The 26,239-nt window shown below is 39.2% G+C and carries 16 protein-coding genes; 2 read left to right on the forward strand and 14 right to left on the reverse strand.

The genetic code is table 11. The features are described 5' to 3' along the window. Positions 1-55: 55 nt before the first annotated feature. From ACO052_RS16950 to ACO052_RS16960, 3 genes are all read right to left on the reverse strand, one after another. Complete coding sequence (locus ACO052_RS16950) at positions 56-3,457, reverse strand: T9SS type A sorting domain-containing protein (RefSeq protein ID WP_422104980.1); 3,402 nt, start codon at positions 3,455-3,457, stop codon at positions 56-58. 246 nt (positions 3,458-3,703) lie between these two features. Beyond that, complete coding sequence (locus ACO052_RS16955) at positions 3,704-6,406, reverse strand: choice-of-anchor J domain-containing protein (RefSeq protein ID WP_422104981.1); 2,703 nt, start codon at positions 6,404-6,406, stop codon at positions 3,704-3,706. Between the two features lie 328 nt (positions 6,407-6,734). Continuing rightward, positions 6,735-8,198 (reverse strand): T9SS type A sorting domain-containing protein, encoded by a 1,464-nt coding sequence (locus tag ACO052_RS16960; protein ID WP_422104982.1) that lies wholly within the window; start codon positions 8,196-8,198, stop codon positions 6,735-6,737. Positions 8,199-8,450: 252 nt separating this feature from the next. Between ACO052_RS16960 and ACO052_RS16965 the strand changes: the two genes are divergently transcribed. Beyond that, on the forward strand, positions 8,451-10,100 hold the full coding sequence (locus tag ACO052_RS16965; protein WP_422104983.1) for an aryl-sulfate sulfotransferase: 1,650 nt from the start codon (positions 8,451-8,453) through the stop codon (positions 10,098-10,100). A 69-nt stretch (positions 10,101-10,169) separates the two neighbouring features. Here the strand turns inward: ACO052_RS16965 and ACO052_RS16970 are convergent, their stop codons facing one another. From ACO052_RS16970 to ACO052_RS17020, 11 genes are all read right to left on the reverse strand, one after another. After that, complete coding sequence (locus ACO052_RS16970; RefSeq protein ID WP_422104984.1) at positions 10,170-14,192, reverse strand: FG-GAP-like repeat-containing protein; 4,023 nt, start codon at positions 14,190-14,192, stop codon at positions 10,170-10,172. A gap of 91 nt (positions 14,193-14,283) precedes the next feature. Then, the gene (locus tag ACO052_RS16975; protein WP_422104985.1) at positions 14,284-16,011 is read right to left on the reverse strand and encodes an FG-GAP-like repeat-containing protein; all 1,728 of its coding nucleotides are present in this window, start codon (positions 16,009-16,011) and stop codon (positions 14,284-14,286) included. A 12-nt stretch (positions 16,012-16,023) separates the two neighbouring features. Further along, entirely contained in the window at positions 16,024-17,766 is a 1,743-nt protein-coding gene (locus ACO052_RS16980) for an FG-GAP-like repeat-containing protein (RefSeq protein WP_422104986.1), read from the reverse strand. Between the two features lie 129 nt (positions 17,767-17,895). Continuing rightward, a complete protein-coding gene (locus ACO052_RS16985) occupies positions 17,896-18,711 on the reverse strand; it encodes an enoyl-ACP reductase FabI (RefSeq protein ID WP_422104987.1) in 816 nt (271 codons plus the stop codon). A gap of 102 nt (positions 18,712-18,813) precedes the next feature. Beyond that, the gene (gene recN / locus ACO052_RS16990; protein ID WP_422104988.1) at positions 18,814-20,466 is read right to left on the reverse strand and encodes a DNA repair protein RecN; all 1,653 of its coding nucleotides are present in this window, start codon (positions 20,464-20,466) and stop codon (positions 18,814-18,816) included. Between the two features lie 100 nt (positions 20,467-20,566). Further along, positions 20,567-21,454, reverse strand: coding sequence for a DUF4835 family protein (locus tag ACO052_RS16995; protein WP_422104989.1), 888 nt, complete (start codon positions 21,452-21,454; stop codon positions 20,567-20,569). Then, a complete protein-coding gene (gene coaBC, locus ACO052_RS17000) occupies positions 21,447-22,658 on the reverse strand; it encodes a bifunctional phosphopantothenoylcysteine decarboxylase/phosphopantothenate--cysteine ligase CoaBC (RefSeq protein WP_422104990.1) in 1,212 nt (403 codons plus the stop codon). Before coaBC ends, ACO052_RS16995 begins: the two co-directional genes overlap by 8 nt. Before the next feature lie 109 nt (positions 22,659-22,767). Continuing rightward, complete coding sequence (locus tag ACO052_RS17005; protein ID WP_422104991.1) at positions 22,768-23,094, reverse strand: DNA-directed RNA polymerase subunit omega; 327 nt, start codon at positions 23,092-23,094, stop codon at positions 22,768-22,770. 11 nt (positions 23,095-23,105) lie between these two features. Continuing rightward, positions 23,106-23,906, reverse strand: a complete 801-nt coding sequence (locus ACO052_RS17010; RefSeq protein WP_422104992.1) for an outer membrane protein assembly factor BamD — start codon at positions 23,904-23,906, stop codon at positions 23,106-23,108. 108 nt (positions 23,907-24,014) lie between these two features. Continuing rightward, positions 24,015-24,899, reverse strand: coding sequence for a 4-hydroxy-tetrahydrodipicolinate synthase (gene dapA / locus ACO052_RS17015; RefSeq protein WP_422104993.1), 885 nt, complete (start codon positions 24,897-24,899; stop codon positions 24,015-24,017). Next, entirely contained in the window at positions 24,899-25,417 is a 519-nt protein-coding gene (locus tag ACO052_RS17020) for a DUF6913 domain-containing protein (protein ID WP_422104994.1), read from the reverse strand. Before ACO052_RS17020 ends, dapA begins: the two co-directional genes overlap by 1 nt. Before the next feature lie 68 nt (positions 25,418-25,485). On the opposite strand from ACO052_RS17020, the gene ACO052_RS17025 reads away from it, so the two are divergent. Beyond that, a complete protein-coding gene (locus ACO052_RS17025; RefSeq protein ID WP_422104995.1) occupies positions 25,486-26,238 on the forward strand; it encodes a 5'-nucleotidase C-terminal domain-containing protein in 753 nt (250 codons plus the stop codon). Position 26,239 lies beyond the last annotated feature (1 nt).

Raw genomic sequence — 26,239 nt, forward strand, 5'->3', positions numbered from 1 at the left:
ATTAATTAACAAAAAGCCGCTAAAAGCGGCTTTTTGTTAATTAATGATAAAAACGTTATTGCTTAATGACACGTACGGTTTGAGTCGTATTGGCAATAGTTACCTTTACAAAATACGCGCCCGTTTGTAAACCTGACATATCAATATTACTATCCACGCTGTTAGGAGTCGCTCTTAACACTTCTTGGCCTAACATATTATACATCGTAACAGTCTCAATAGTATTTTGAGCTTTTAAAGTCAATGTATTTTCTACAGGATTAGGATAGTAAGAAAACGCATTGCCCTCCACTTCAGGTACACTAAGCGGTAATGCAACAGTATACCCTCCAATCAATGTCGCCCCTGGAATATCATCCGTCGTATCCGCAGGGAAATAGATGGCGCCGCTGGTCGGTGCAGTGATAAATGCATTATACTCATCTGTAGTCAACGTCCATGTTCCTTGTCCAGAAAATGCTACTTGACCGACTGTAAAGTTTGATGTTGGATCGTTCGTATAGGTCCAAATATTCAGTCCTACATCTATACCTCCAGTACCTCCTCGAAAAAGATCTGGCGAACTATCTGAAGTTTCTGATGCAGAGGTCAGTGTTCCAGTAACAAGAGTTGGATCTATACTCTGAGTACCTGCGTTTACGAAAAAATCAGCAAGTAAACAGCCTGTGGTATCACTTCCACTATCTGTAGCTAATGATAATCCAGCTCCTGCTGTGATCGTAACCTCATTTGTTACCGTCAAATCTACGATTAACAATTCAGGAAGTGAGCTTATATCTAATACTGAAACCGATGCTCCAGTAACATCTAAAGCCGCACAAAGCATGTTATTAGTAACAAGGTCTAATACATCTGCACCTGTAGTGGTTCCAAAAACGATGACACTTAAATCCAAAAAGTTGGGATCTGTATTATCCGTGGTCTCAGCCACCAACGTATGAATGATATAATCATTCGCAACAGTGACATCAAAACTCGGTGTAGCACTTGCTGCTTCAATAACCAAACCTGGTGAGGTCAGTACATAGGTAACATCATAATTTGTTGGCACAACAATATCACCATTTGGTGTTGCACTAATTGTTGTTGTGCCATCTAGAAGAACTGCAGCTGCATCGGCAGTTAAGGTACCAGCATCTGCGATACATTCCGCTACTGTAATTGGTGCTCCAGTAACATCTAAAGCCGCACAAAGACTATTATTAGTTACAATATCCAAAACATCTGTCCCCGTAGTGGTTCCAAAAACGATGACACTTAAATCTAAATAGTTGGGATCTGTGTTATCTGTAGTCTCGGCCACTAAAGTATGAATGATGTAATCATTCGCAACGGTCACATCAAAACTAGGGGTAGCGCTTGCGGCCTCAATAACTAAACCTGGTGAGGTCAATACATAGGTAACATCAAAATCTGTTGGTACGACGCTATCACCATTTGGTGTTGCGCTAATCGTAGTTGTACCATCCAATTGAACTGGCGTTTCATCAGCAGTTAAAGTACCTGCATCTACGATACAGCCCACTGTAATTGGAGCGCCAGTAACATCTAAAGCCGCACAAAGCATATTATTGGCAACGATATCTAATACATCTGTACCTGTAGTGGTTCCAAAAACGATGACACTTAAATCCAAAAAGTTGGGATCTGTATTATCCGTGGTCTCGGCCACCAACGTATGAATGATATAATCATTCGCAACAGTAACATCAAAGCTTGGTGTAGCACTTGCTGCTTCAATAACCAAACCTGGTGACGTCAATACATAGGTAACGTCATAATCTGGTGGCACGACAATATCACCATTTGGTGTTGCACTGATCGTTGTTATACCATCTAATTGAACTGGTGTTGCATCAGCCGTCAACGTACCAGCTTCTGCAAAACATGATGGAGCCTCATTGAATATCACATTATCAACAGCCATATCACTTCTAAAATCAGGTCCTTTAGTCCCTCTAAATGTTACGGAGACTGTTTGTCCTGCATATGGCGATAAATCTACAAACTGTGTAATAAAGGGGTCTGATTCATCCGTTTGCTGCTCACCTGAAAGTGTAAATGCTGTGGTATCCATACCACCTGAACTTACAATGACTTCTAATGTCCCCATATCAGATCCGAACATATGATAATCAAAATATAAGCCTGGGGCTGTCAATGGTGTTAAGTCAACTAATGGAGAAGTAAGATCGATGGCATCCCCTTGAGAACCTGAGGTGGCTTCCGTAAATAAATAATTTCCATCACTGACACCAGATCCTGGGCCTGTGCCTGTAGAGGACGTATCTGTAGTTGCAGCAACTTCCCAAACATATCCTCCTATATTCGTCGCATTCCAACAATTTTCATTGCTAAGTCCTGCGGAGGACACTGTAAAGGCCTCAAAATCTTCAGTATATGGTGCTGAAATCGCAGTACATGGTGTGGTAAATGCAAAAGGTCCTACCCAATCAGAGACATCACCTCCACCACAATCTGCTTGTACATAATATTCATAGGCGTTATCAGCGGTTAGCCCCATTAAAGCTGTAGGATTGGAAACACCACTAAACGTTGGAGTCCCTGTCGCTGTGCCCATCGCTGTGATATCAACTAATTCAATATTCCATAAAGTTTCAGTACCTCCTGCTGTCCAACTTATATCTGCACTATCAGGAGCAATATTGGTAGCTGTTAATGCTGTTGGCACTGGACAGGTTGCCAAAGTAGTAAAAGCAAAAGGTCCCACCCAATCAGAAAAATCACCACTACAGTCAGCCCTAACATAATATTCATAATCATTGTTTGGTGTTAAACTCATAGCCGTGTAAGGGTTGGTAACTCCTGTTACAGTAGGTGTCCCCGTTGCGGTTCCTGCTGCAGTGATATCGACGATTTCTATGTCCCAAACTGTAGCCGCTCCATTTTCTGTCCATGACAAATCTGCCGAATCGGTCGTGATATTTGTTGCATCTTGAGAAGATGGGGCAGGACACGTTATTTGACTTACATCTAAAGTATACGATGTGGTTTGAGGTGAAGGCCATGTAGATATGACCAAATAATAAGTCGTTCCAGATACCAAATTAAGCGAAGGAAGTGATCTCGTTCCTGAGCCAGTTGCGGTGTGTCTCGCAACAATAGACGTAAAAGGACAACCTTCAAAAAGCCAAAAGCCTACCCAGGTACCTATTCCTGATAATTCAAAACTATATGTACCATCGGCACTGGGTGTAAATGCGTAAGTAACATCATCACCTGTTAAATAATTGGCATCTCCAGTACCATCGACATATTGCTCACCTCCAAGGGCAGGTCGATCTGTCGTACCATAATTATCACCGTAATTTGAGGTATCATCTGTAGTATTATAAGGAAGAGAATTAATAACAATTGGGTTATTACAATCTTCTCCTTGGGAAAACCCCACTACATAAATCAAAGAAAATAATAGAATAAACGTAATTTTTTTCATGTAAAGCTAAATTAAAGTTAGTATCCTCTTAAAGTATGCTAATTATTCATGAAATTAAGGTATCAATCCTGCTAATCGATTAAAAACACAAAAAAACGATTAAGCGATGTCCCTTTATAAGTAATTATAAGTTAAAACGTTCCAGCTGAAATTTAGCGATGAAGTCTTTCGTCTATTTTGTTCAATTGCATTTTAACATAAAAAAGCCGCTTAAAAGCGGCTTTTATTAGTTATCAATACAAACGGTTATTGTTTAATGACCCGGATTGTTTTTGTACTATTGGCAATAGTAACTTTTACAAAATACGTCCCTGTTTGTAAACCTGACATATCGATATGACTATCTACAGTATTAGGAATAGCTCTTAATACTTCTTGACCAAGCATATTATACATCGTTACATGCTCTATGGTATTCTGAGCGTTTAAGGTCAGCGTATTTTTTACCGGATTAGGATAATAGGTAAAAGCTGCAGGGTCTACTCCATCTATACCCAGTGTAGTAGATGCACTAATATTAAAACTAATAGGTCCTGCGTCATCACCACTAAAATCATAAAGTCTTAATATATAATTTGTATTAGCCGCTAATCCTGAAAACACGATTGTAGGAGCACTAACAAATTGCTGATTACAAGCTACCTCATTCAAATCTATACAATTATCGTATAAGACGGCAATGGTCGAAGAAAAACCAGAAGATGCAATATCTATTGTTAACTCATCTATATCGGCTGGTGTAGTGAAACTGTACCAAATATCATCAGTGACATAAAAGGCGTTACAGCTTGGGTCAGCAACACCTGAATCTCCGGCACCAACATTAGTTCCATTAACCGTTGGACCAGGTACATTTATACCTACGGTTACAACTTCGGCCGTACCACAATCTACATTGTCTGGTGGACATGCAGCTTGAGTTAAAGCCCCACTATTCTGAATACAATTGGAGTCATTATCATCTGTCACAGTGATAACGACATCGGTTGCATTCACATAGGGTCCAAAAGTGTAAGTGCCAGTTGCAGTAACAGCTTGCGTAGAGCTACCTTGATCATCACTTAAAGTAATATCTGTTGCAGAGCCCATATCTGTAATTTCAACCTCAATATTAAAACCACCACTAACAGCACAATCATTAACGACCGTATAATTAACTGTAGCGTCTGTACATGTATTTTCTGTAATATCTAAGGTATAAGAGGTACTCTGAGGAGAAGCCCAAGTAGAAATTACAAAATAATAAGTTTCTCCATTGACTACAGGCATGTCAAATTCTAAGTCCGCAGTTGAGCTTCCATTAAAGTCTCCTTCTACAGCACATTGGGTTCCAATATCTGCACAATTATCATATGCAAATACACCGGCGTAAGTACTACCAATAGACGTTAAACTAATATTAATAGATGTATCTGAAGTTGCTGTATAGGAATACACAACATCATTTCCGTTTAAATAATTGTTTGTTGTCCCACATCCAGTACCTGGGCCACCAGAATAAATGTCATTATAATTCGCTGTATCATCTGAATCATTATAAGGTAAGGCACCAGCAACTATAGGATTACTACAATCATCTCCAATTGGTGGTGTACCAACGCAAATATCGAATGTGGCTTGAGCTGATGAACTATCTGCCCAACCATAAACCCTGATCGTATATGTTGTCCCTATGTTAAGACCAGATAAGTCTAGGGTGTTAGGGTCACTGTCATCGACAAACACAAGACTGCCACAACCTCCTGTTAAATCATAAACACCCATACCCATGTCGGTAGCACTGCCAATTACTGCACTAACGTTTAAAAGGGACACCCGATGACTCGCATTTGTTGCTACAAAAGTAAACCATACGTCATTATTGGGAGTACCAGTGACATCATCAGTCTGAGCCGACGCAGTAGCAGAAACTGTTGTTCCTGCTGTCACTGTGGCACAAGCAAAATCCGAATTAACGGTAAGTGCAACAGCGTTGTCACATTCATCATTTCCAGGAGCAGGTGGCGCAGTCACCGTTAAAACACCAGAATCAAAACCGCCAACACCCCATTCTCCACCATTGGAACCATCGGGTAAAATACCTCCATAAGTAAATGGACCTCCATTAAGTCGCCATCTACTCGCATAATAATAAGTTCCTATAGGCACTTCGGCACCTAGGTCCAAAAAGTATTCATCATTATTCTGTGTAAAATCAAAACCTGGATTCGTGGATGCAGCTACCCATGTCCAATCGGAATCCGTATCAGGACTCGAATCTACGGTGCTATATCCAATCCAAGCTTCTATACCTGCAGCAGGCGTATCCGAGCCATCGGTAAGACCGGCCTCATAAGCTTGTGCAAAAACCAAGAACTCGTCACCGATTTCAATATTTCCTGTCGCAGGGAATTGAAGATTAAAAAAGTCTAGGGTATCCGTAGGAGCTGTATCATTAACAAAATTATCAGCATAAAGCTCAAATTCATTCAAACCTGTAGCTCTAATTGCAACATAAACGGTTTGCCCCACATAAGGCGTAAGGTCAAATGTTAATTGTGTCCATGTTGTTGGGGCCGTTGTTTCAGCCTGTAAAACCACAGTAAAATCTGCCGCAGTTGCCGTAGCTGTAGATAATCTTACATCATAAGACTCTAAAAACGTACCAGACCTAGACTGTACCCAGAATGAAATTCTGTCATTCACTCCGGCGGCAACTGTAATAGATGGTGTAACAAGATAATCGTCATGAGCCGTTGAACCATCAAAACTGATTCTAGCAACAGCACTTCCATCTTGAGCCCCTCCACTACCTGAAGGCGTATTATCCCAGACCCAAGTTTCTGAACTTGCTTCATCTAAAATAGTCCAAGTCGCCGGAATCTCGGTTTCAAAACTTTCAACAAATTGAGCACTTCCCTGCCAAATAAAACATAGAAGTACCATTACAAATAGGGTAATTTTTTTCATAAAACTTTTGGATTAATTAAAGTTAGTAACTCTTTAAAAATATGTTAATTATTTATGAAATTAGGGCATCAACCCTGCAAATCGATTAAGGACTTAAAAAGCCGATTAACGATTCCCAATATTAACAGTATATAAGCGAAGATATGCAGTTGTGAATCTAATAAATCGATAAAGAGCATAAGAAATCGATTAAATTTAAACCCTTAAAAGTATAAAGCCATACCCTACTTTCATTAACTAGACTTTGTAAAATTGTCCAAGGACCTCTGTGTTTTACCGCACAAAAAAAGCCACTTTTCAGTGGCTTTTTTTCTATTTATATAAAACATCATTGTTTAATGACTCGGATTGTTCTTGTACTATTAGCAATAGTAACTTTTACAAAATACGTTCCTGTTTGTAAACCTGATGTATCGATAATACTATCTACGGTGTTAGGAGTGGCTCTTAATACTTCTTGACCAAGCATATTATACATTGTTACATTATCAATGTCATTTTGAGCTTTTAAGGTCAGGGTATTTTCTACAGGATTGGGATAGTAAGTAAATGCAGCTGAATCTTCTATATCATCAACACCTAAAGTCGCACTGTAAGCTGATATTGAGAATGGTTCGATCTCATCGCCTAAGTATTCCCAAACTCTAATGTAAAGTGTTTCCCCGGGAGTTCTGCCCGCTAGACTAAGAATTGAAAAGTTACCTGTAGATGAACCATCGTCATCACATGCAACTGAAACCAGTGTACCACATGATCCTTCAAATACTTCAATTACAGAATCGAACGTGGTTGTGCTAGTGCCAGCATCTGGTCCTGTCTCAATCGTAATATCACCCCCTGCAGGCACAACTACAGAATACCACACTCCAGGTCCGTTAGATCCGCAATCGTTGGGCTCAGCGTCAGCCGTAGCGCCTACTACTGTTCCATCCACCGGATTATCCGAATAAATAGCGCCTGGGGTCAATGCAACCGCATCAGCGCAAGCATCATTTGATGGAGGGCAGTCATACTGTACCTCAGACAAATTAAAATCACAGGCCGCCACTGAGTGTTCAACTGAAAGTGTTACAGCCGTACCTGTTGGATATGGACCTGCTGTCACAGTACCAGCAGATAAAGCATAAGTATTTGTACCATCATTAAGTTGAGTACCATCATTCACTGCGCTAACCACTACATCGAGTGTAAATTGACTATTAACACAATCTTCTACTACTGTAACAGAATCTATTACCGCAGCAGTACATCCTAAATCTTGCTGTGCCACAAAATTATCTACATAAAAGTAATAGTCTCCAGCCACCCATGTATTCACGATTTGTAACTTGACATCAGAGCCATTTGGCAAGTCAGCTGCTAGCACCGTAGCCATCATAGTTGCGCAACTTGTAGAGACGACATGGTTTGAATCATCTATAGTCAATATGGTCGTCCAGTTCATACCGTCATCCGTAGAATACTGTAGTTCTGCTGAACCCCATCCAGCTGTGGTGGCAGTATCTGGTGGATCGAAACCTGCTGGATAATCCAATATGACATAATCAAAACTAATGTTTAAATCAGTCGCATTTGAAGCACCAGCATAATTCGCTGTGGTTAGATTTGCAGAAGTATTACTACTATACAAATTCACTCGCTCAGAAGCAACTGCGCATGCAGCTTCAGTTGTGTTGTTGTAATTACCTGTCCAATCAGTCGGAGTACCTGCATCAAAATTTTCATTAACATTCACTTGCCCGTATGTCATATATCCCATAAGGCAAAAGAGTAGTAGAGTAATTTTTTTCATAAAATGTTAGTTTGTAAAGTTAGTAAGTCTTAAAAATATGTTAATTATATAAAAAATAATTAGGTTATTATTGCTAATCGTTAAAAAGCAAAAAACAACGATAAAATAATTGCCAGTTATTAAAATTAAGCTTTAAGTTGGCCTCGCACTATCTTACAATAAAATTAAGCAACTCAATTTTTGATACTTAAATCATTTTATTTTTGTAGCGGGGTCTTTATTGCATCATAATTCATTTAAAATCAATAATAAATGTTACGACCTTTATTTATCCTATTGTTTTTAATATCGTTGAATAATTTAAAAGCACAAGCAACTTTTGGAACTCAACTCATTACAAACCAAGCTTTTGAAGGGTATACATTGTTTTCTGTGCACAAAAAAGCATATTTAATAGACAACTGCGGAAACGTAATAAATGAATGGGAGAGCAATTATTTACCGGGGAATTCGGTTTATTTACTACCAAATGGTAATATCTTAAGAGCTGGACGATTTGAAACTATCGATAGTCCGATTCAATTTGGAGGAAGAGGTGGAATAGTTGAAATGTTCAACTGGGAAGGTGATGTGATATGGTCATATACATATATCGGTGAGGAGTACAGACAACACCATGATGCATATCCCATGCCAAACGGAAACGTATTGATCTTGGCCGCGACTGTTATCACAAATAATGATGCCATAGAAGCTGGTAGAGACCCACTGAAATTAGGAGAGTCTACTTTATTTAATGAACAAATTATTGAAGTAGAACCCTTTGGTACCAACAGTGGCAATATCGTATGGGAATGGAATGTTATAGACCATGTCATTCAAGATTACGATGCATCAAAAAACAACTTCGGCGATATTTCTGATAATCCTGGGAAATTGGACATTAATTTCTTAAATGGTCTTGATAGCGGTAGCAACTGGCTACATATCAATTCCATTCAATATAACGAAGAAAGCGATCAGATTGTAATAAGCTCTAGGCGCATGTGTGAATTTTGGATTATTGATCATTCAACAACGACAGCTGAAGCAGCAAGTAGTAATGGTGGTAGCTATGGTATGGGCGGTGACTTTCTTTACAGATGGGGAAACCCAATGACCTATCGGCAAGGTAATATTGACGATAGAAAACTATTTGGTCAGCATTTTCCATATATTATTCCTTCTGGCTTACCAAATGAAAACAAAATTATTGTCTTTAATAATGGCATAGGCAGAACCCCATTATATTCACAAGTTGATATCCTTAAACCTTTAAGGACTGCTAATGGATCTTATGAATACACTCAAAATACAGCATATGGACCTACCGATACTTACTTTTCTTACCCAGAAACTGCACCAGTTGATGATTCTAGTTTTTTTTCAGGTGCTTTGAGTAGTGCTCAGCAACTGTCTAATGGAAACATTCTTATTTGTGAGGGGACTAAAGGTCGCTTCTTCGAAATCAATAGTACAAACGATATAGTTTGGGAATATAAAATCCCTGTAAGTCATACTACTGGATTACCTTTTCCTGATAATTCTGCCGAAACTGTCAGTAGCACTACCTTTCGAGCTTTAAAATACAGTATTGATTATGAAGCATTTCAAGGCAGAGATTTAACACCAAGTTCACCACTAGAGATAAATCCCGATATTGATTTTTGTGTCGAAGCGCTTAGCGCAAACGATTTTAACAATAGCACTGACATTAGTATCTACCCCAACCCGACAAGTCATACACTAAATATTGAATCTTTATTTGATATTGGAAAGGCAGAAATATACTCCCCTTCAGGAGCAAAAACCTTGGAAACAACTTCTAAGGCTATCAATTTAGAATTTCTAAATAATGGTATCTACTTTCTAAAACTTTATTTCGATGATAAAGTGATCATAAAAAAAATAATCAAGGTATAATTAAATGAAAGCATCCTTGAACATGGAAATTTGGCCTTCTAGGCAATAAACTTGGAAAGTGTGTTTGCTTTACTTATTAACCAAAATCATTTTAGACGTATCGTTGATTTTCAGCAAGTACAATCCCGATGGATTGTTCCCAAATTTTAACACCGTAGTAGAGTTTTGCCTGCTGTAGACTCTTTCCGCTAAGTCTATACGCCTGCCACTGATGTCAAATACCTCAATGGTTTCAGTGCCGTCAGTATTGCTTATAAAAATCTCTCTATCAGTCGTTGGATTAGGATAAATAGTTATAGGTCTTTCATAGTCCTCAACACTAAGGGTACCATTAAAATAGGGCACTGCAAAATCGAAAGTATCCTCTGCGACCACCTGCCCTATAAAGCGTCCGGGAATATCATCTGCAGGTGGATGGATACCGCCCCAGATCCTGCTCAGGCTCGTCTGGTCCGATGCATCCCTATAGGTGGCCCATTGCAGCACCACATCCACCGAAGGCCCTTCCTCGAATACCAAAAACTCGTTCGCCCTGGCCACGAATTCGCCCAATCCACCGGGGAAGAACTCGCTCCCCGTCATCATGGTCATCAGTTCCGCAGCGGCCCGCGAATAGGTCGAATGTCCCGAAACATACCCTGCAAACGGTGGGGTCACAAAAGTAGGTCTCTGGTAGGGATACCAATCCTCCGCCAAAATCCAGCCCACACCCGCCTGGTCCGTCTCCGTATCACCTATAAAATCATGGCCCCGCCATGTGTACAGCTTTATCTTTCCAACGTGCTGGTTGGCAAATCCCGCCAAGGGATCCCCCATTTCCACCACCTCGATATAACCGTCCATTAGGGGAATACCGCCTACATCGTAATTGCTTAAGCTGTTGTCCGTGCTCTGTCCGCGTTCGGCCATCGAACGTATCGCCGATATCGGCCTGATGTAATCGTACCAGCCCTTGACGCTCCATGCCGATATCGCCGCATCGTGCATACCCCCGCCAAGAACGAAGTAGGCCTTCACGTCCCATTCCAATGGATCCAGAATAGCGCCCTCCCCTGCAAAGCGCTTTTCGAACTGCGGATGGTCGTTGACATAGTTCAATATGGTAAACCAATGCCCCGGAGGGGTCTCGGAATCCGGACCGTCAGCCCAAAACTCGGCAAGTACCCGGGCATAGTCCCCTCTCGGTACCATATTGGTTTCATAGGGGTTGCCCGTCACGGGGTTGAGATCGTGCCCGTTGCTGTTTGCCCCGCCTTCAAAGAAATCGTAGAAACTGGGATAGTCCGCATAATCCGTCGGAAAGGTGCCTATATCCACATTGCCTATCGAATTCGGCGAGATGTCCCACATCACGCCATCGCCCTGGTCCAGATGCGATTGCCAGACCGAGACCATGGAAAAGCCCCATTTATAATAACCGCTGTCCGCATTATCCTCTGTCAGGCTTATGTACGGCGGATCCGAGGGATCGTGGAACACATGGTAGTCGTTGCCGTCCCGTTGATAGGTCACCTTATCCTCTTCCTTGAGGGCAAATCCATAAACATTGCCCCATTCCGGGCTTAAAAACGGCGGTACGTTGCCGTCTACCAGATTACCGCCCTGGTCTATGAAAGAGTCGAGCCCCAACGGTTGCCAACGGTTGGGATCGTCGATTGGAGGATTATCGTTGGCATCCAGGGCATAGGCCTGGTTCGCCGGCTCGTAATAGGCATTGTCATAGCCCGTCGCCTCCCTTGATCCGTCCTGTAGGCCATAATCTATAATGGTCTGGGCCACAAAGTTGCCAAAGGCCGCGGCATCCCCATCCGTGTACATCAACGATACGATGCCTGTATCATAGCCCAGCCGTTCCATCAACAGGTCGAAACGCCCCTGGGACTCGTCAACGCCCGGGGAGTTCTGAAAACGGTGCGACAACAGACGGTACATCGCATAGCTGATCGATTTGCTCAATGAGGTCTCCAGATCCTCGTTTGGGGTGAAATCCTCAAGTACGCCCGCAAAGCCGTTGACCGTATTGCCCATCAAATAGGGTACGGCAACAGTATCGTATACGGCCCAAACATCGTACATCGCCACACTGGTATGGAACAGGTTCCTCGCATGTACCGTAGGCCTGGCAAAATCGTTCCTGATCGCCTCCAAAAGGGCCTCGTTCCACAATCGCGCTATCGATATGTCCCCCGGCAGGTTATCGACGCCCAGGGTCACATCTATAGCAACCTCCTGGCTGGAACACTGGTCGTCCGATTCGACAATGGCTACGCGCCCGGACGCTTCCAGGTGCCAGCGTACCGTTATGGTATCGGTACCTCCGCCGTCCAAGATCTCGCCGCCCGATACCTGCCAATTGGCCGTGGAGCCCGGGGCTATGTTATAGCTATAGGTCTCCGTCCTTAAAAAAGAAGAATCCGTGTTCCCGATGATGCTCTGGGACGGCAGATAGGAACAGGAGCCATCGTCCAGGGTGGCATCGGGATCGTAATTGCACGACACGGGATCCGTACAACCGTAGACCTTCTGGCTGGGAAGGATATCCAAGACTTCCAGGCCGACGCCCTCGGTCAGCTTGATGGTGCTATTCGAAGCGATGGCGCTGTAGTTCTCCACCAGGCCAGAGGGCCATTTTACCTCGAGCGTCAATACCTCGGTGGCATCGTCCAGACCAAAGTGCAGTCCCTGTAGGCTCTGGCCCAAAAAGCCCACTCCCGAATGGTAGCGCTTTAAGGTACCGTTGGCGGTAGTGATGGTCAGGGTCGTCCCGATGGCGTCCCTGTTGGAAACCGTGCCCTCCAAATGAACCTTGAGCCAGTTCAGACTTGTCGTTGCATCATCAAAGTTTAAGAGCTTGTTCTCGTAAAAAAAGACAGAACGGTCGCTATTGGTCACCAATAGATCCATATCGCCGTCATTGTCATAATCGAAATCTAAGGCTTCTACACTTATACTTAACTCGTTTAAACCTAATTGTGAAGACTGATTAGAAAATGATGCGGAACCTTGCGATGCAAGGTTTTGATAATAAAAATTATTCTCAGGACCATTACCAGTATTCTCAGTCGCATAACCATTAACAACCACTAAATCTTCATCGCCATCAAGATCAAAGTCAGAGAATTTTGCGCCCCAAGCCCATAATGAATTACCCACACCGTTCTGATCAGCCAACTCTGAGAAAGTTCCATTTCCATTATTGTTTAGAAGAAAATTATCATTAATTGCCGTGACAAACATATCGAACTCACCATCTAAATTGTAATCGCCGATAGCTATAGCCATGTCATCCCCTGTTGTATTTACACCATAAGCAACAGCTTCATTAATAAAACTACTACCATTTTGATTCATAAATAATTCATTTGGATTATGTAAATCATTACTCACATATAAATCCATAAAACCATCTGAATTAAAATCGAACGGCAATCCTACAAAACTTGCAAAAATATGAACATTAGATATCCCAGTCGCCTCACTAACATTAGTGAAGGTTCCATCGCCATTATTAACATATAATAAATTGGATGCACATCTTCTCCAATCGGCAATAAAGAGATCCAAAAATCCATCGTTATTGTAATCGAACCAAGTTGCTCCTGTATTCCCGCAACCATTAGTGCCCGTTATTCCAGAAATTCCGGTTACATTGGCAAAGGTGCCATTACCGAGATTACGCCATAACTGCACTTCGTCTAAAAAGGTCATAAACAAGTCAGGAAAACCATCATTATTATAATCCCCCCAATAGGCCCCATATTTAAAACCTGCTAAGCCAACAAAATCTTCTGGATTATTACTCTCTGAAAATAAATCTGAAAAGCCTGCCATTTCGGTGACATCGGTAAAAGAGCCATCATTGTCGTTGCGAAACAATCGACTCAATGTCATTGGGTTATTCGTATTATCTTTTGCCTTGGCAACGACAAAAATATCTAAATCATTATCCCCATCATAATCTGCAACAGCCACGCCGTTATTATTTTCCAACACTCCTAAACCCGCAATATTTTCTATCCGTTCAAAAGTCTGACTACTTAGGTGATGGATAAATGCTGTTAATAAGATAATAGAAAAGTAATGCTTTGTCATTCTGCTAATTTAGATTCTAAATATAAGGGAATTTAAAAATATCGACTAAACAAAAAAACAACCGTTGAACGTTGGACATGCCCTTTCATCATCAATGTTTAACAACTCTAATGACCTTCTGACTATGCTCCAAAAACGATAACTTACAATAGTAAATCCCTGTCTGTAGCTGTTCAATGTTAATCCCAGTCTGATGATTTGAAACTCTGCCACGCATAATTTCTTTTCCAATACTATCAAATATGACATAGCCCTCCATAGGGCTAGAAGTGCGTATATGCAGCACGTCCCTTACAGGATTATCAAAATAAACATGGAGTCTTTGGTTATGGTCCGCAATAGACAAACTTGAACCCTCAACTACAGTCACTGTTTGATTTACAGGGACATGATACAGAATATCTTCGATACCGCTCAACCATTTAACTTTAACATAGTCAAGAACTGTATGCTGGCCCAAACCAAAAAACTCTGAAGCGCTATTCTGCCCCATGTAGCCTTCACCACATAAAGTATATCGATACTGTTTTTGCCCATCAACACTAATCTCTATCGTTGATCCGATACCTTGCCTATTACTAGTTGTGCCTTCCAATTTTATTTTTAGCCAATTATTTGAGGTAAGCGTAAGGTTCTTCCAGAGAAACAAATCACCATTGCCCGAATTACTTACTACGATTTCTGGATAGCCATCATTATCTATATCCCCTATAGCATTGGCATAACTTTCTAAATTGTCATTGCTAAAGCTGCCATTGCTCAGTAACGAAAATGTGCCATCCGATTGGTTGTCGTAAAACGCAGCGGATAGAATATATGGAAGCCCCCCATCTGAGGACCCACTTACATATAAATCTTGATCACCATCATTCTCGGCATCCAAAAACACGGCTCCCCAGCCTGTACTGTTAAAAATCGTTCCTGAGGTCAATGCTTCATCGGTAAATGTTCCATCGGTATTATTTCTGAATAACACATTTCCTTCTGGACCATTGGTAACGTAGATATCAAACCAACCATCATTGTTATAATCGCCAATAGTTGTACTCATGGCATCAATAGCTACATCCGTACCCGATGATTGTCCTACTTCAGTAAAAGTTCCATCGCCATTATTGTGATATAACAAGTTTCGAGTTTGTATTTTATCATTGGCGACATATATATCTTGCCAGCCATCGTTATTATAATCAAAAAAAGCAGCACAAAACGATAAATGGCTCCCCATTCCGATTCCCGCTGCTAGACTCACGTTAGTAAAAGTACCATCCCCATTATTCTTAAACAGATAATTGGGAATCTGAAAATTAACGTCTCTATTACTTATAAAAACATCTAAATACCCATCATTATTGTAATCTCCCCAAGATGAACCGTAGGTAAACAGATTAGGTAAGGGCAAACCTGCATCACTTGTAATATCCATTAATGAATTCCCATTATTTCGGTAAAGTCTATTACCATCCACATCGCTGGTGACATACAAATCAAAATCGCCATCATTGTCAAAATCCACCCAAACAGGTTGCTTTTGCTGAAATGTATTATTGGGATTCAAATTTGTTTCTAATATAAAAAAACCGTCTTGTGTGTTTTTGTAGATTCCCAAATTCTCAGACTCTTGTGTTGCAAGTGTTATGTCGTCCCAACCGTCATTATTATAATCAAAAAAGGAAACGCCACCACCGAGATCAATAATTCCGCAAGACGCACCCACCCCGCGCGCAGATGCTTGGTCTTGAAAATTTATCTGAGCATAATTCATTTCAAAGCTCAAAATAAATAGTATCAGCATTATGAGGAAAAAAGACCTTTTCATTAGTAGACTAATTTACTTTTTTATCAACTTAATCATTTCACCTGCGGCATTTTCAAAGTTTAGTTCACAATAGTAAATACCATATTGTAAACTACTGAGATCTAGACTAATTTCGTCTTGATTCGCCTTCCCTTCTAAAACCACTTTACCCAATCCATCAAAAACTGTATAGCTATCTATTACAATCGAGGATTTTATAACAGCTACATCGTTTATCGGATTAGTATAAAATAGATGAGGCGTTTTATCATACTCTTCGATGTTTAGTGTTGAGCCTTCAACTATATTTAGGATTTGATTAGCTGGCACATTTAAAAGTATATCTTCTATGCCACTTAACCATTTCACCTTAACGGAATCAATAATCGTATGATGGCCTAAGCCAAAAAATTCCTTAGATGAGTTTTGTGACAAATAACTTTCGCCATTCATAACATATCTATATTGCTTTTCTCCATTGGTGTCTATTTCGATCACGGAACCTACGCCATCTTTATTACTTGTAGTTCCTACTAAAGACACTGTTAAATAATTATTGGTGGTATTGGTTTTATTTTTCCATATACTAGGATTGGTTTCAAAGTTATTGATTACTGCAATATCGACTTTTCCATTATTTTCAATATCACCAATGGCGTTGCCATAACTTCTGTAATCGTTATTGACAAAACCCGCCTGTGTGTAATTGGTAAATGTACCTATACCCGAACTCTCGAAATAACCATAAGACGGAAATCCATCTGAAGATATATAGGAACAACTGACATATACATCTAAATCCCCATCGTTCTCTGCATCTAAAAAATTAGCTCCCCAACACCAACTGTTGAGTTCACAGCCACTTATCACCGCCACATTGGTAAAGGTTTCATCCCCATTATTTCTTAGCAGCACACTGCCATCTGTCGTAGTGGTCGCCATATTAAACGGAGTATTGGTAATATAAATATCGAAGAACCCGTCGGCATTGTAATCTTCGATTGTTACGGACATGGCATCTATGACAATATCTGCACCTGAAGATGTGCTTACATCCGAAAAAGTACCATCACCGTTGTTCTTGTATAAATAATTTGGAAATGTTTTATCATTAGACACAAATAAATCTTGCCAACCATCATTATTGAAATCAAAAAAGCCTGAACAATACGTCAATGCTGCACCTGAAACAACACCTGAAGTAAAGGTGATATCCGTAAAGGTACCATCACAGTTGTTCTTGAATAAATAATTGATGATTGGTGAATTTTCAGTCCGATTAGACATGTACAGTTCTAAACAACCGTCATTATCTATATCACCCCAAGACACACTGTGGGTTTCTAAGTTATCCGTAGGCAATCCTGCATCTACAGTAACATTGGTAAATACATCGTTTGCACCTCTTTGGTAGAGTCTACTGCCATTAGAGGTATCGCTCACAACAAAAAGATCTTTATCACCGTCATTGTCATAGTCTACCCAAGAGACACTTCTCACTTTGTAGTCTATGTCTTCTATTGAAAGGGCTTCTTGAACAAAAAAGCCACCATAATTCTTATAAAATCTTAGTGGAACCCCTGATCCGGAAGTCAGTGTAATATCATCCCAGCCATCATTATCAAAATCAGCAAAACTCAAACCATTCCCATCACCAATTGTACCTGTATGATCATTAAGTCCTAAGATCGAAGCATCATCTTCAAACAAAGTCTGACTTGATCCATTATAACAAACCAAAATACCTATAAGCATGAGTGCATAAAAACATTTCATAACACCATTCAATTTCTTTAGAGAACTTTCAACTTATTTTGGGGCTTGAGCCCTAAATATCGATATAATAAAAAAACATCGCAAAAAAAATTGCGATGTTCTCTGTTTTTAGCTTGGAAAAAAGTCGGTTTATGCGTTGTCAGTGAAAGTGTCCATAACGGCGTCACTCACTCCCATATTGCTAAAGCCTCCATCATTATATAAGTTTTGTAGTGTAACGCGTTTAGTTAAATCACTAAATAAACTGACCGTATAATTTGCGCAGTCTAAAGCCGTGGCATTACCCAACGGTGACATTTTTTCTGCATAGGCTATAAAACCATCAAAACCTTTTACGCCACTCCCGGCTGTAGTTGGTGTGGGTGATTGAGAAATTGTATTGACCCGTACTTTTTTGTCTCTACCAAAGAAATAGCCAAAGCTTCGTGCTATACTTTCTAAATAAGCTTTATTATCGGCCATGTCATTATAATCTGGGAAAACACGTTGTGCCGCCATGTAGGTCAATGCTACAATACTACCCCATTCATTCATGGCATCTGCTTTGTATAAGGTCTGCATCACTTTATGAAAAGACATTGCAGAAACATCCGTTCCTTTTTGGGTCCAATCGTATTTTTGATCGGTATAGTGTCTCCCTTTTCTTACATTAATAGACATCCCAATGGAGTGTAATACAAAATCTAATTTTCCGCCCAGTATTTCCATAGACTTTTCAACAAGGTTTTGCAAATCTTCTTCAGACGTTGCATCCGCTGGAATTATTTGAGAACCTGTTTTTTCAGCCAAGGCATTAATTTGTCCCATACGCATCGCAACCGGTGCATTAGTCAACACAAATTCTCCGCCTTCTTCATGTACACGTTCCGCAGTCTTCCATGCTATTGAGTTTTCATCTAATGCTCCAAATATGATTCCTTTTTTTCCTTTCAGTAAGTTATACATAGTCTGTTAGTTTAGTCTTTTTTTAATTAGTTTCTGTTGGTCAAATATAATATTAATTAAAACATCTTATCATAAGATTCATGCCGCCGCTGGAATGACATATTAATTCAATAATTGTTTGGCATGGGCCATAGCTGATTCTGTAATATCTACACCTCCTAACATTTGTGCTATCTCTACGATGCGTTCATCATCATCCAGACGCTTAAGCCGCGTGTGTGTCATTGCATTGGTATCGGTTTTAAACACCCTAAAATGTGAATCCCCTTTGGCCGCAATTTGAGGTAAATGTGTAATACTAAATACCTGCATTCTACGACTCATTTGCTTCATAATCGCTCCCATTTTGTTAGAAATTTCACCCGAAACTCCTGTATCTATTTCATCAAACATTATAGATGGTAACTGCATGTACTCTGATAAAATAGATTTTATGGTCAGCATAATCCGAGACAATTCTCCGCCTGAAGCGGTCTTCTTCAAGGCATTAAAACTAGACCCTTTATTCGCCATAAATAAAAACTGCAAGCGGTCTTTACCATTGTCACTAAAACTATCCAAAAGGTCAAGTTCAATTTTAAACTTCGCATTGGGCATTCCCAAATCTGAAAGCCTAGTTTCGAGTTTGCCTATTAGTAAAGGAATTATTGCATTTCGCTGCTCGCTAATCTTAAGAGCCATTTGGTTGAGCTCCTTATCGAGATTTGAAATCTCAGTTTCTTTCTCTGCAATACTATCATCCAAACTTTCTGTATTCGAAATCTTAGATTCTAGTTCCGCTTTTATTTTTATTAATTCTTCGATGTCGGTAACAGCATGTTTATGAAGTAGGTTGTTAACCGTTTGAAGTGTTGTGCCAATACGCTCTAACTCCTCTGGATCGGAAGACAATAAGGTTTCGAGCTTATCCAATTCTACGAGGATATCATCTAACTCAATACTAACACTCGACACTCTTTCCTCCAAGGATTCATACTCCTTTCCAAAACCAGAAATCCTATTGAGCTCCTGTTTTAGAAGATTTAATTGGTCAATAACACCTAGGTCTTCTCTATTTAGAATCGAATTTGAACTCCCCAATTTCTCCCCTATTATTTCAACATTATTAAGCTGGTCGTATTGTGATTCTAAATCTTCCATTTTAATAGATTCCAAATCAACTTCGCTCAATTCTTTGGTCAAAAATAAATTGTAATCGTACTCTTTTATCAAATCAGCTCTTGAAGCTTTGAGTGTTTCTAAAGTCTTCTGAAACGCTTTATAAGTTCTTAGCTTTTCTGAATACAGATCTAAGTCCTGGGCATTATCGGCTAAAGCATCAATAACCTTAAATTGATAGTCATCCTGAATTAACTGTTGCGTTTGATGCTGCGAATGTATGTCTATAAGATGCGTACTAAGTACCACCAAATTATCTAAGGTCGTCGGCGTATCATTAACGAATGCTCGAGATTTGCCCGAAGGTAAAATTTCTCGCCTAATTATAGTGTGAACATCATGATCTAAGTCTAATGACGAAAAAAGGGATTTTAAGTTGTAATTGGCAATATCAAAACCAGCCTCAACGATACACTTTTCGTCCTTATTTTTAACTTGGCTTAAATCGGCGCGTTTGCCCAATACCAATGATAAGCCACCCAAAAGAATAGATTTACCGGCCCCTGTTTCGCCTGTAATAATAGTCAATCCACTATTAAACAAGACGTTGAGTTCGTCTATAAGTGCATAGTTCTTTATGTAAAGTGACGTGAGCAAATAAAACGGAATTGTTTTTTACAAAAGTAAAGATTATGACATACTGAAACAAGTTCAGCACAGGCAAGTTGAGATTGAAAAAAATAAATAAAATAAACGTTTAAGGCCTAATATTTCTCCACTTTTGAGAGTGCATTGGAGCTATCTTATTGAGAATATCCACCGCTTGAGCCGTATTGACACTAGGCCCCCCAGAAAGAATATCCATTAATTCATCCGATTTGGCATCGAAAAAAACACGCAATAAAAAGGAATTGGGGCGCCTTCTATTAATCTTGTCTAATTCGGAAAGTTGTTCGATGATCTTGTTCTTTCCCTCTTTGGCACTTTCTGCCATAATATCTAAACCACCAATATGATAATTATACATGGTAGATCTAATCTCTTTAAACGTAGGCGATAATAAGTTATCAATTAAGGCAAAACGGGATTGTAAACCATCTTCCAACTTCCAACCTTGTCCATTGAGTTGTTGTGAATAATTAGCTATCGTTTGCGCTTGGGCAAAATATTCGTCACCTCCATTGAGTGCAAAAGAATCTGCATCCATACCCAATATCATGAAAATATGAAATGACAGCACAGACACCAAATTAGATTCAAATTGAAGTGGGTTAAATACCAAATTCTGAAATTCTAAATACTGAAAATTAAAGTCTTTGTCGTTATAGTTGTATACAGGAGAACTGTAGGACGAATTAAAAATCGGTCGAGAGGATGACACCTGTAAAGTCGCACTAAAACTATCATTTTCGTAGTTGGTTACATTGATGACCATACTACAATTAATGCGTTCTTCAGGGCTAAAGCTTTTTTCTGTCCATTGTGTATTATTAATGAACTCTGTCAACTGTTTTTCAAGTGTTCTGAAAACTACATTATTGTCATTACCTGTTAATTGTGCAATGACATTAACGGTACAGTTCAACTCTTGGGAAACTGCAAGTGTCGAGCAAAAAAGGGTACATAAAATGAATAGTTTACGCATGTAACTGTTTTAATATCTGCTGCATTAAATCTTCGGCGACTTCAGCTTTGGATTTAAGCGGATGTTCAATGATGTCGTTTGACGATGTTATAAATGTAACTTTATTTGTCGATACTCCAAAACCTGCTCCTTCATCTTGCAAAGAATTAAGAACAATCAAATCTAAGTTTTTAGATGTCAATTTTGCCTTAGCATGTTCTAATGCATTGTTAGTTTCGAGTGCAAAGCCCACTAAAAATTGATGCGCCTTAATTTCACCCAATGATTTTAGAATATCTTTTGTCTTTTCTAATTCAATACTAAACGTTGCATCGGTCTTTTTTATTTTTTGATCTGCTACTATTTTTGGTCTATAATCTGCTACCGCTGCAGAAAGAATAGCTATGTCCGAAGATTTGAAATGCCTGTGCACTTCATTATACATCGCTTCAGCGCTAACCACTGGTTTTACATCCACAGCAGCATGACTAATTTTTTGATGTGTTGGACCTGACACCAAAATGACTTCGGCACCAAGGTTTGCAGCAGCTTTTGCGATTTCAAAGCCCATCTTTCCACTCGAATGGTTGCCGATAAAACGTACAGGATCTATGGCTTCATAGGTAGGGCCAGCCGTAATTAAAACTTGTTTTCCTCTGAGTGGTAACTGATTTAGAATATCTTTCTCTATAAAATCAATGATAGCCTCGGGTTCTGCCATACGCCCCTCACCTATTAAACCACTCGCTAATTCCCCTGTTCCTGCGGGAATCATTTTGTTACCGTAAGTCCCTAACTTCTCAAAAGACGTCTTTGTGGATTGATGCTTGTACATATCCAAGTCCATAGCTGGAGCAAAATAAACGGGGCACTTCGCCGAAAGATACGTTGCCAACAAGATATTGTCGCATACACCATTAGCCATTTTTGCCATGGTATTGGCCGTTGCAGGCGCAATAACAAAATAATCGGCCCAAAGTCCTAAATCAACATGGTTATTCCACACCTGATTATCGTCATCATCATCAACAAAAGATGAATACACAGGATTTTTGGATAATGTAGACAGTGTAAGTGGTGTTATAAAATCCTTAGAAGCAGGCGTCATAACAACCTTAACGTTAGCGCCTGCTTTAATGAATAGTCTTACTAAACTAGCAGATTTATAAGCGGCAATACCAGCTGTAATGCCCAATAAGATGTTTTTGTCTTTTAAAACAGACATGAAGGTTTACTCGATAATCGAGATTTAAATAGTTCGAGGTTGACCCCGAAACTAAAAATTAATTCTTGTAAGCATCTCACGCACTAGAACACTAGTACAAGAGGGTCATTTACTCCTGAGTATTCTCAGTATTTCTATGATAAATTTTATCATCTAACCACTCTTTAACTGCTAGTGCATGTGGCTTTGGTAATTTTTCGTAAAACTTAGAGACCTCTATTTGTTCCTTGTTTTCGAAAATTTCCTCTAAACTATCATTATAAGTCGCAAATTCTTCCAATTTGTCAATCAACTCGCGTCTTATGTCCGTATTGATTTGTTCTGCACGCTTGGCGATAACAGAGATCGCTTCGTAAATATTATCAGTAGGCGCATCAACGTCATTTCTGTTGTAAGTTACAGTAGTAACAGGTGCATCTGTCTTTTTTAAATCCATTTTTATAATGATTAACTTTTTGTATTAAATATTCTTAATTCTTGGTCCAAGGCTTCTTTCATTACTGTGGCATTCGCCAAAAACTCTGAATTAGGATAGGCTTTCTGCAACGCGTTGTAATAACCTATAGCATCTTTAAGTCGCTTCTCTTTTAAGTTATCAATACTCAACATTGCTAAATTATAAGCGGCATCGAATCTGTAAAACATCGCTTCATTTCTCAATTTAGTTCCTGGAAAATCCAATAAAAAATTGTTAAACGATTTAATTGCAGCCTTATAATCTCTGATTAAGTCGTATTGTTTCGCGATTTCAAAAGCCTTTTTCTCTAACTTAAAATCCAATTCCTTTACTAAAGCGTTGGCTTCAGACAAATATTCTGAATTTGGGTAAGCATTGACAAACAACTGTAATTTTTCGATGGCTTCTACAGTTTCCTTTTGCTCTTTTGAATACACAGGAGAATTAAAGTAGTAACCCTTTGCTGATAAAAATGCTGCTTCTTCGGCTTTTTCACTTTTGGGATATACATCCGTAAACTTTTCAAAGTGATAACTTGCGATGTAATAATCTCCCATTTTATAAGAGCACATGGCATGCATGTAGGTCAATTTCTCAGCCTGAGGCTTCCCTCTGTATTTCGGAAGGATTTGGTTTAAAAGCCTGTGGGATTTGCTCCACTTTTCTGCTTCATATAATTCATTGGCCAAGCCAAACTTCTCAGCCACGTCTTCCGATTTCAAGGCCTTCTGAAAATCACTGCAGGAAACCAACAAAACAGTTAATAATACGATGTAAAGTCCTCGTTTCATAAATTTTAAACAGGCTGCAAAAGTACACATAATTAACGGATTATAAAAACAAAAATTATATGCTAAAATACACTTGGTCCGATAGCTTGGGTATAATTTAAATTAAGTTTAACTTTTACCCAAGTCACTTAGGGCCGCTTTGATGTCTTTTTTTAGTTGATCCGTAGCTTCTACCAATGGCAAACGCACATGAGATTCTGATATGTTTAATGCCGCCAAAACTGCCTTAATTCCAGCAGGATTATTCTCAGAAAAAATTAAACTTGTAATGGGCATTAACTTAAAATGAAGGTCGTAGGACGCTTTAGCATTACCTGCAATCCCCAAACGAATCATCTCCGAGAATTCCTTGGGCAATGCCTGACCAATTACAGAAATCACGCCCGATCCGCCGGCGAGAGCTACACCTAAAGCTAAATCATCATCCCCAGATAACACCAAGAAATCCTTAGGTTTGGTTCTCAATAATTCTAAATACTGATGCACATTGTTACCCGCTTCTTTTACGGCAATAATATTATCAAAATCATTAGCCAAGCGAATCGTGGTCTCTGGCTCCATATTTTTCGACGTTCTTCCAGGTACATTGTATAAAATTATTGGTAAGGGTGATACCTCAGCAATAGCCTTGAAATGTTGATAAAGCCCCTCTTGGGTAGGCTTACTATAATAAGGCGATACGGATAAAATAGCACTAATATCGGATAAGTCCGTGGTTTTTATTTCTTCAATTATTGTAGCTGTATTATTTCCACCAATACCTAAAACTAAAGGTAATCGCCCATTATTGACCTTGGATATAAATTCTATTAAGGCTTTCTTTTCTTCTGGTGTTACAGTAACACTTTCGCCTGTCGTACCACTTATGACTAAGTATTCGGTACCATTTTCTATGTTGTACTCTACCAATCGTTCTAGCGCATCAAAGTCGATACTTAGGTCTGATTTAAATGGTGTTATCAAAGCAACTCCTGTGCCTATAAATTCGGTCATTATAATTTATTTAAAATGGTTAAGTATTTTTTAAATTCCTCTTTAAATGTTTGTACATCCTTAGGTTTAAGATCTATAATTAAATCATACAAGCGTTCATCATTCCTGCTTAAACCTACTTTGAGATTGGCCTTCGATGCAGCCGTAATGATATTTAATTGTAGGTTATCATTCTTATAGTAGCTGATTAAAACATCATAAGCTTCATCGACGAAAGCTTGTAGGTCGTTATTATTTAGCTTTCCTTTCCATCCAAAATCTTTCGGACTAAAATAGGTTTCCCACTGACTAGCTTCAAACTTATCATCATTTGTATATACTACAATTTTGTGTTTGGGAGATACCAAGTTCAACTCCTTAAAATATTGTCTAAACATTTCGAAATCAACAAATTCATCAGCATTCAGCAAAACGGCAATAGTCCTTACCTTGCGGTTATTAACGGCAGCTTTTCGTGCTGACAACAATTTGTTGACATATTTTTGATTTGATTTTTCTTTAAATGCCTTTAAAATCATTTATATTTAGACTTTGTGCAAATTTAACAAAAGCCTAAACATTTTTAATCCCATTTGAAAGTTAAACAATGATTAGAAATTCTTTTTTAATTATTCTATTATTATCACTCATCCACGCTTGCAAGGAGCCTCAAAAAATTGAGGGTAGCCGAATAGAAATTGATGAGGATATTACTAGCAGTAAAACCGTTGAAGATTATATTAAACCCTATAGAGAACACCTTAACAAAAATCTAGATAGCGTTATTTCTTATGCGCCTGACACCTATTCTAAAACCGACGGGGAACTGAATACGGCCATTGGCAATCTCATGGCGGATGCTGTTTATAGCGAAAGTAACCCTATATTCAACAAACGCACTGGAAAAGATATAGACTTCGTTTTGTTAAATCATGGAGGTATTCGGGCCATCATATCCGAAGGCCTTATAAAATTAAGAACGGCTTACGAAGTAATGCCCTTTGAAAACGCAGTCGTTGTGGTAGCCCTCAAAGGAGAGCAAATCAATAAAATGGTTGAATACTTAGCCAGTGCCAAAAGAGCACATCCTATATCAAAACAATTTCAGATTGTTTTAGATGAGAATTTTGCTATTAAAAAAGCCTTGATTCATAACCAACCCATTTCAGAAAATAAAATCTATTATGTGGCTACGAACGACTACTTATACAATGGTGGCGATCGTATGTCATTTTTCCATCCTAACGATAGTTTATATGTATTGGATTATAAAATTAGAAATGTTCTTATTGACTATTTTAATAAAGTCGATACCATAAACCCGAAAATTGATAATCGCTTTATAAAACTCAGCAACTGAC

The organism is Winogradskyella sp. (assembly GCF_965228925.1).
In the GTDB taxonomy this organism is placed as follows: domain Bacteria; phylum Bacteroidota; class Bacteroidia; order Flavobacteriales; family Flavobacteriaceae; genus Winogradskyella.

What these genes read in the sequence shown, in the direction of transcription:
- ACO052_RS17010 (WP_422104992.1), bottom strand. Translation starts at nt 23,906, where the DNA reads ATGAAACGAGGACTTTACATCGTATTATTAACTGTTTTGTTGGTTTCC.
- ACO052_RS17020 (WP_422104994.1), bottom strand. Translation starts at nt 25,417, where the DNA reads ATGATTTTAAAGGCATTTAAAGAAAAATCAAATCAAAAATATGTCAAC.
- coaBC (WP_422104990.1), bottom strand. Translation starts at nt 22,658, where the DNA reads ATGTCTGTTTTAAAAGACAAAAACATCTTATTGGGCATTACAGCTGGT.
- ACO052_RS16995 (WP_422104989.1), bottom strand. Translation starts at nt 21,454, where the DNA reads ATGCGTAAACTATTCATTTTATGTACCCTTTTTTGCTCGACACTTGCA.
- ACO052_RS16960 (WP_422104982.1), bottom strand. Translation starts at nt 8,198, where the DNA reads ATGAAAAAAATTACTCTACTACTCTTTTGCCTTATGGGATATATGACA.
- ACO052_RS16980 (WP_422104986.1), bottom strand. Translation starts at nt 17,766, where the DNA reads ATGAAATGTTTTTATGCACTCATGCTTATAGGTATTTTGGTTTGTTAT.
- ACO052_RS17005 (WP_422104991.1), bottom strand. Translation starts at nt 23,094, where the DNA reads ATGGATTTAAAAAAGACAGATGCACCTGTTACTACTGTAACTTACAAC.
- ACO052_RS16950 (WP_422104980.1), bottom strand. Translation starts at nt 3,457, where the DNA reads ATGAAAAAAATTACGTTTATTCTATTATTTTCTTTGATTTATGTAGTG.
- dapA (WP_422104993.1), bottom strand. Translation starts at nt 24,899, where the DNA reads ATGACCGAATTTATAGGCACAGGAGTTGCTTTGATAACACCATTTAAA.
- ACO052_RS16985 (WP_422104987.1), bottom strand. Translation starts at nt 18,711, where the DNA reads ATGTATAACTTACTGAAAGGAAAAAAAGGAATCATATTTGGAGCATTA.
- ACO052_RS16970 (WP_422104984.1), bottom strand. Translation starts at nt 14,192, where the DNA reads ATGACAAAGCATTACTTTTCTATTATCTTATTAACAGCATTTATCCAT.
- ACO052_RS16955 (WP_422104981.1), bottom strand. Translation starts at nt 6,406, where the DNA reads ATGAAAAAAATTACCCTATTTGTAATGGTACTTCTATGTTTTATTTGG.
- ACO052_RS16965 (WP_422104983.1), top strand. Translation starts at nt 8,451, where the DNA reads ATGTTACGACCTTTATTTATCCTATTGTTTTTAATATCGTTGAATAAT.
- ACO052_RS16975 (WP_422104985.1), bottom strand. Translation starts at nt 16,011, where the DNA reads ATGAAAAGGTCTTTTTTCCTCATAATGCTGATACTATTTATTTTGAGC.
- ACO052_RS17025 (WP_422104995.1), top strand. Translation starts at nt 25,486, where the DNA reads ATGATTAGAAATTCTTTTTTAATTATTCTATTATTATCACTCATCCAC.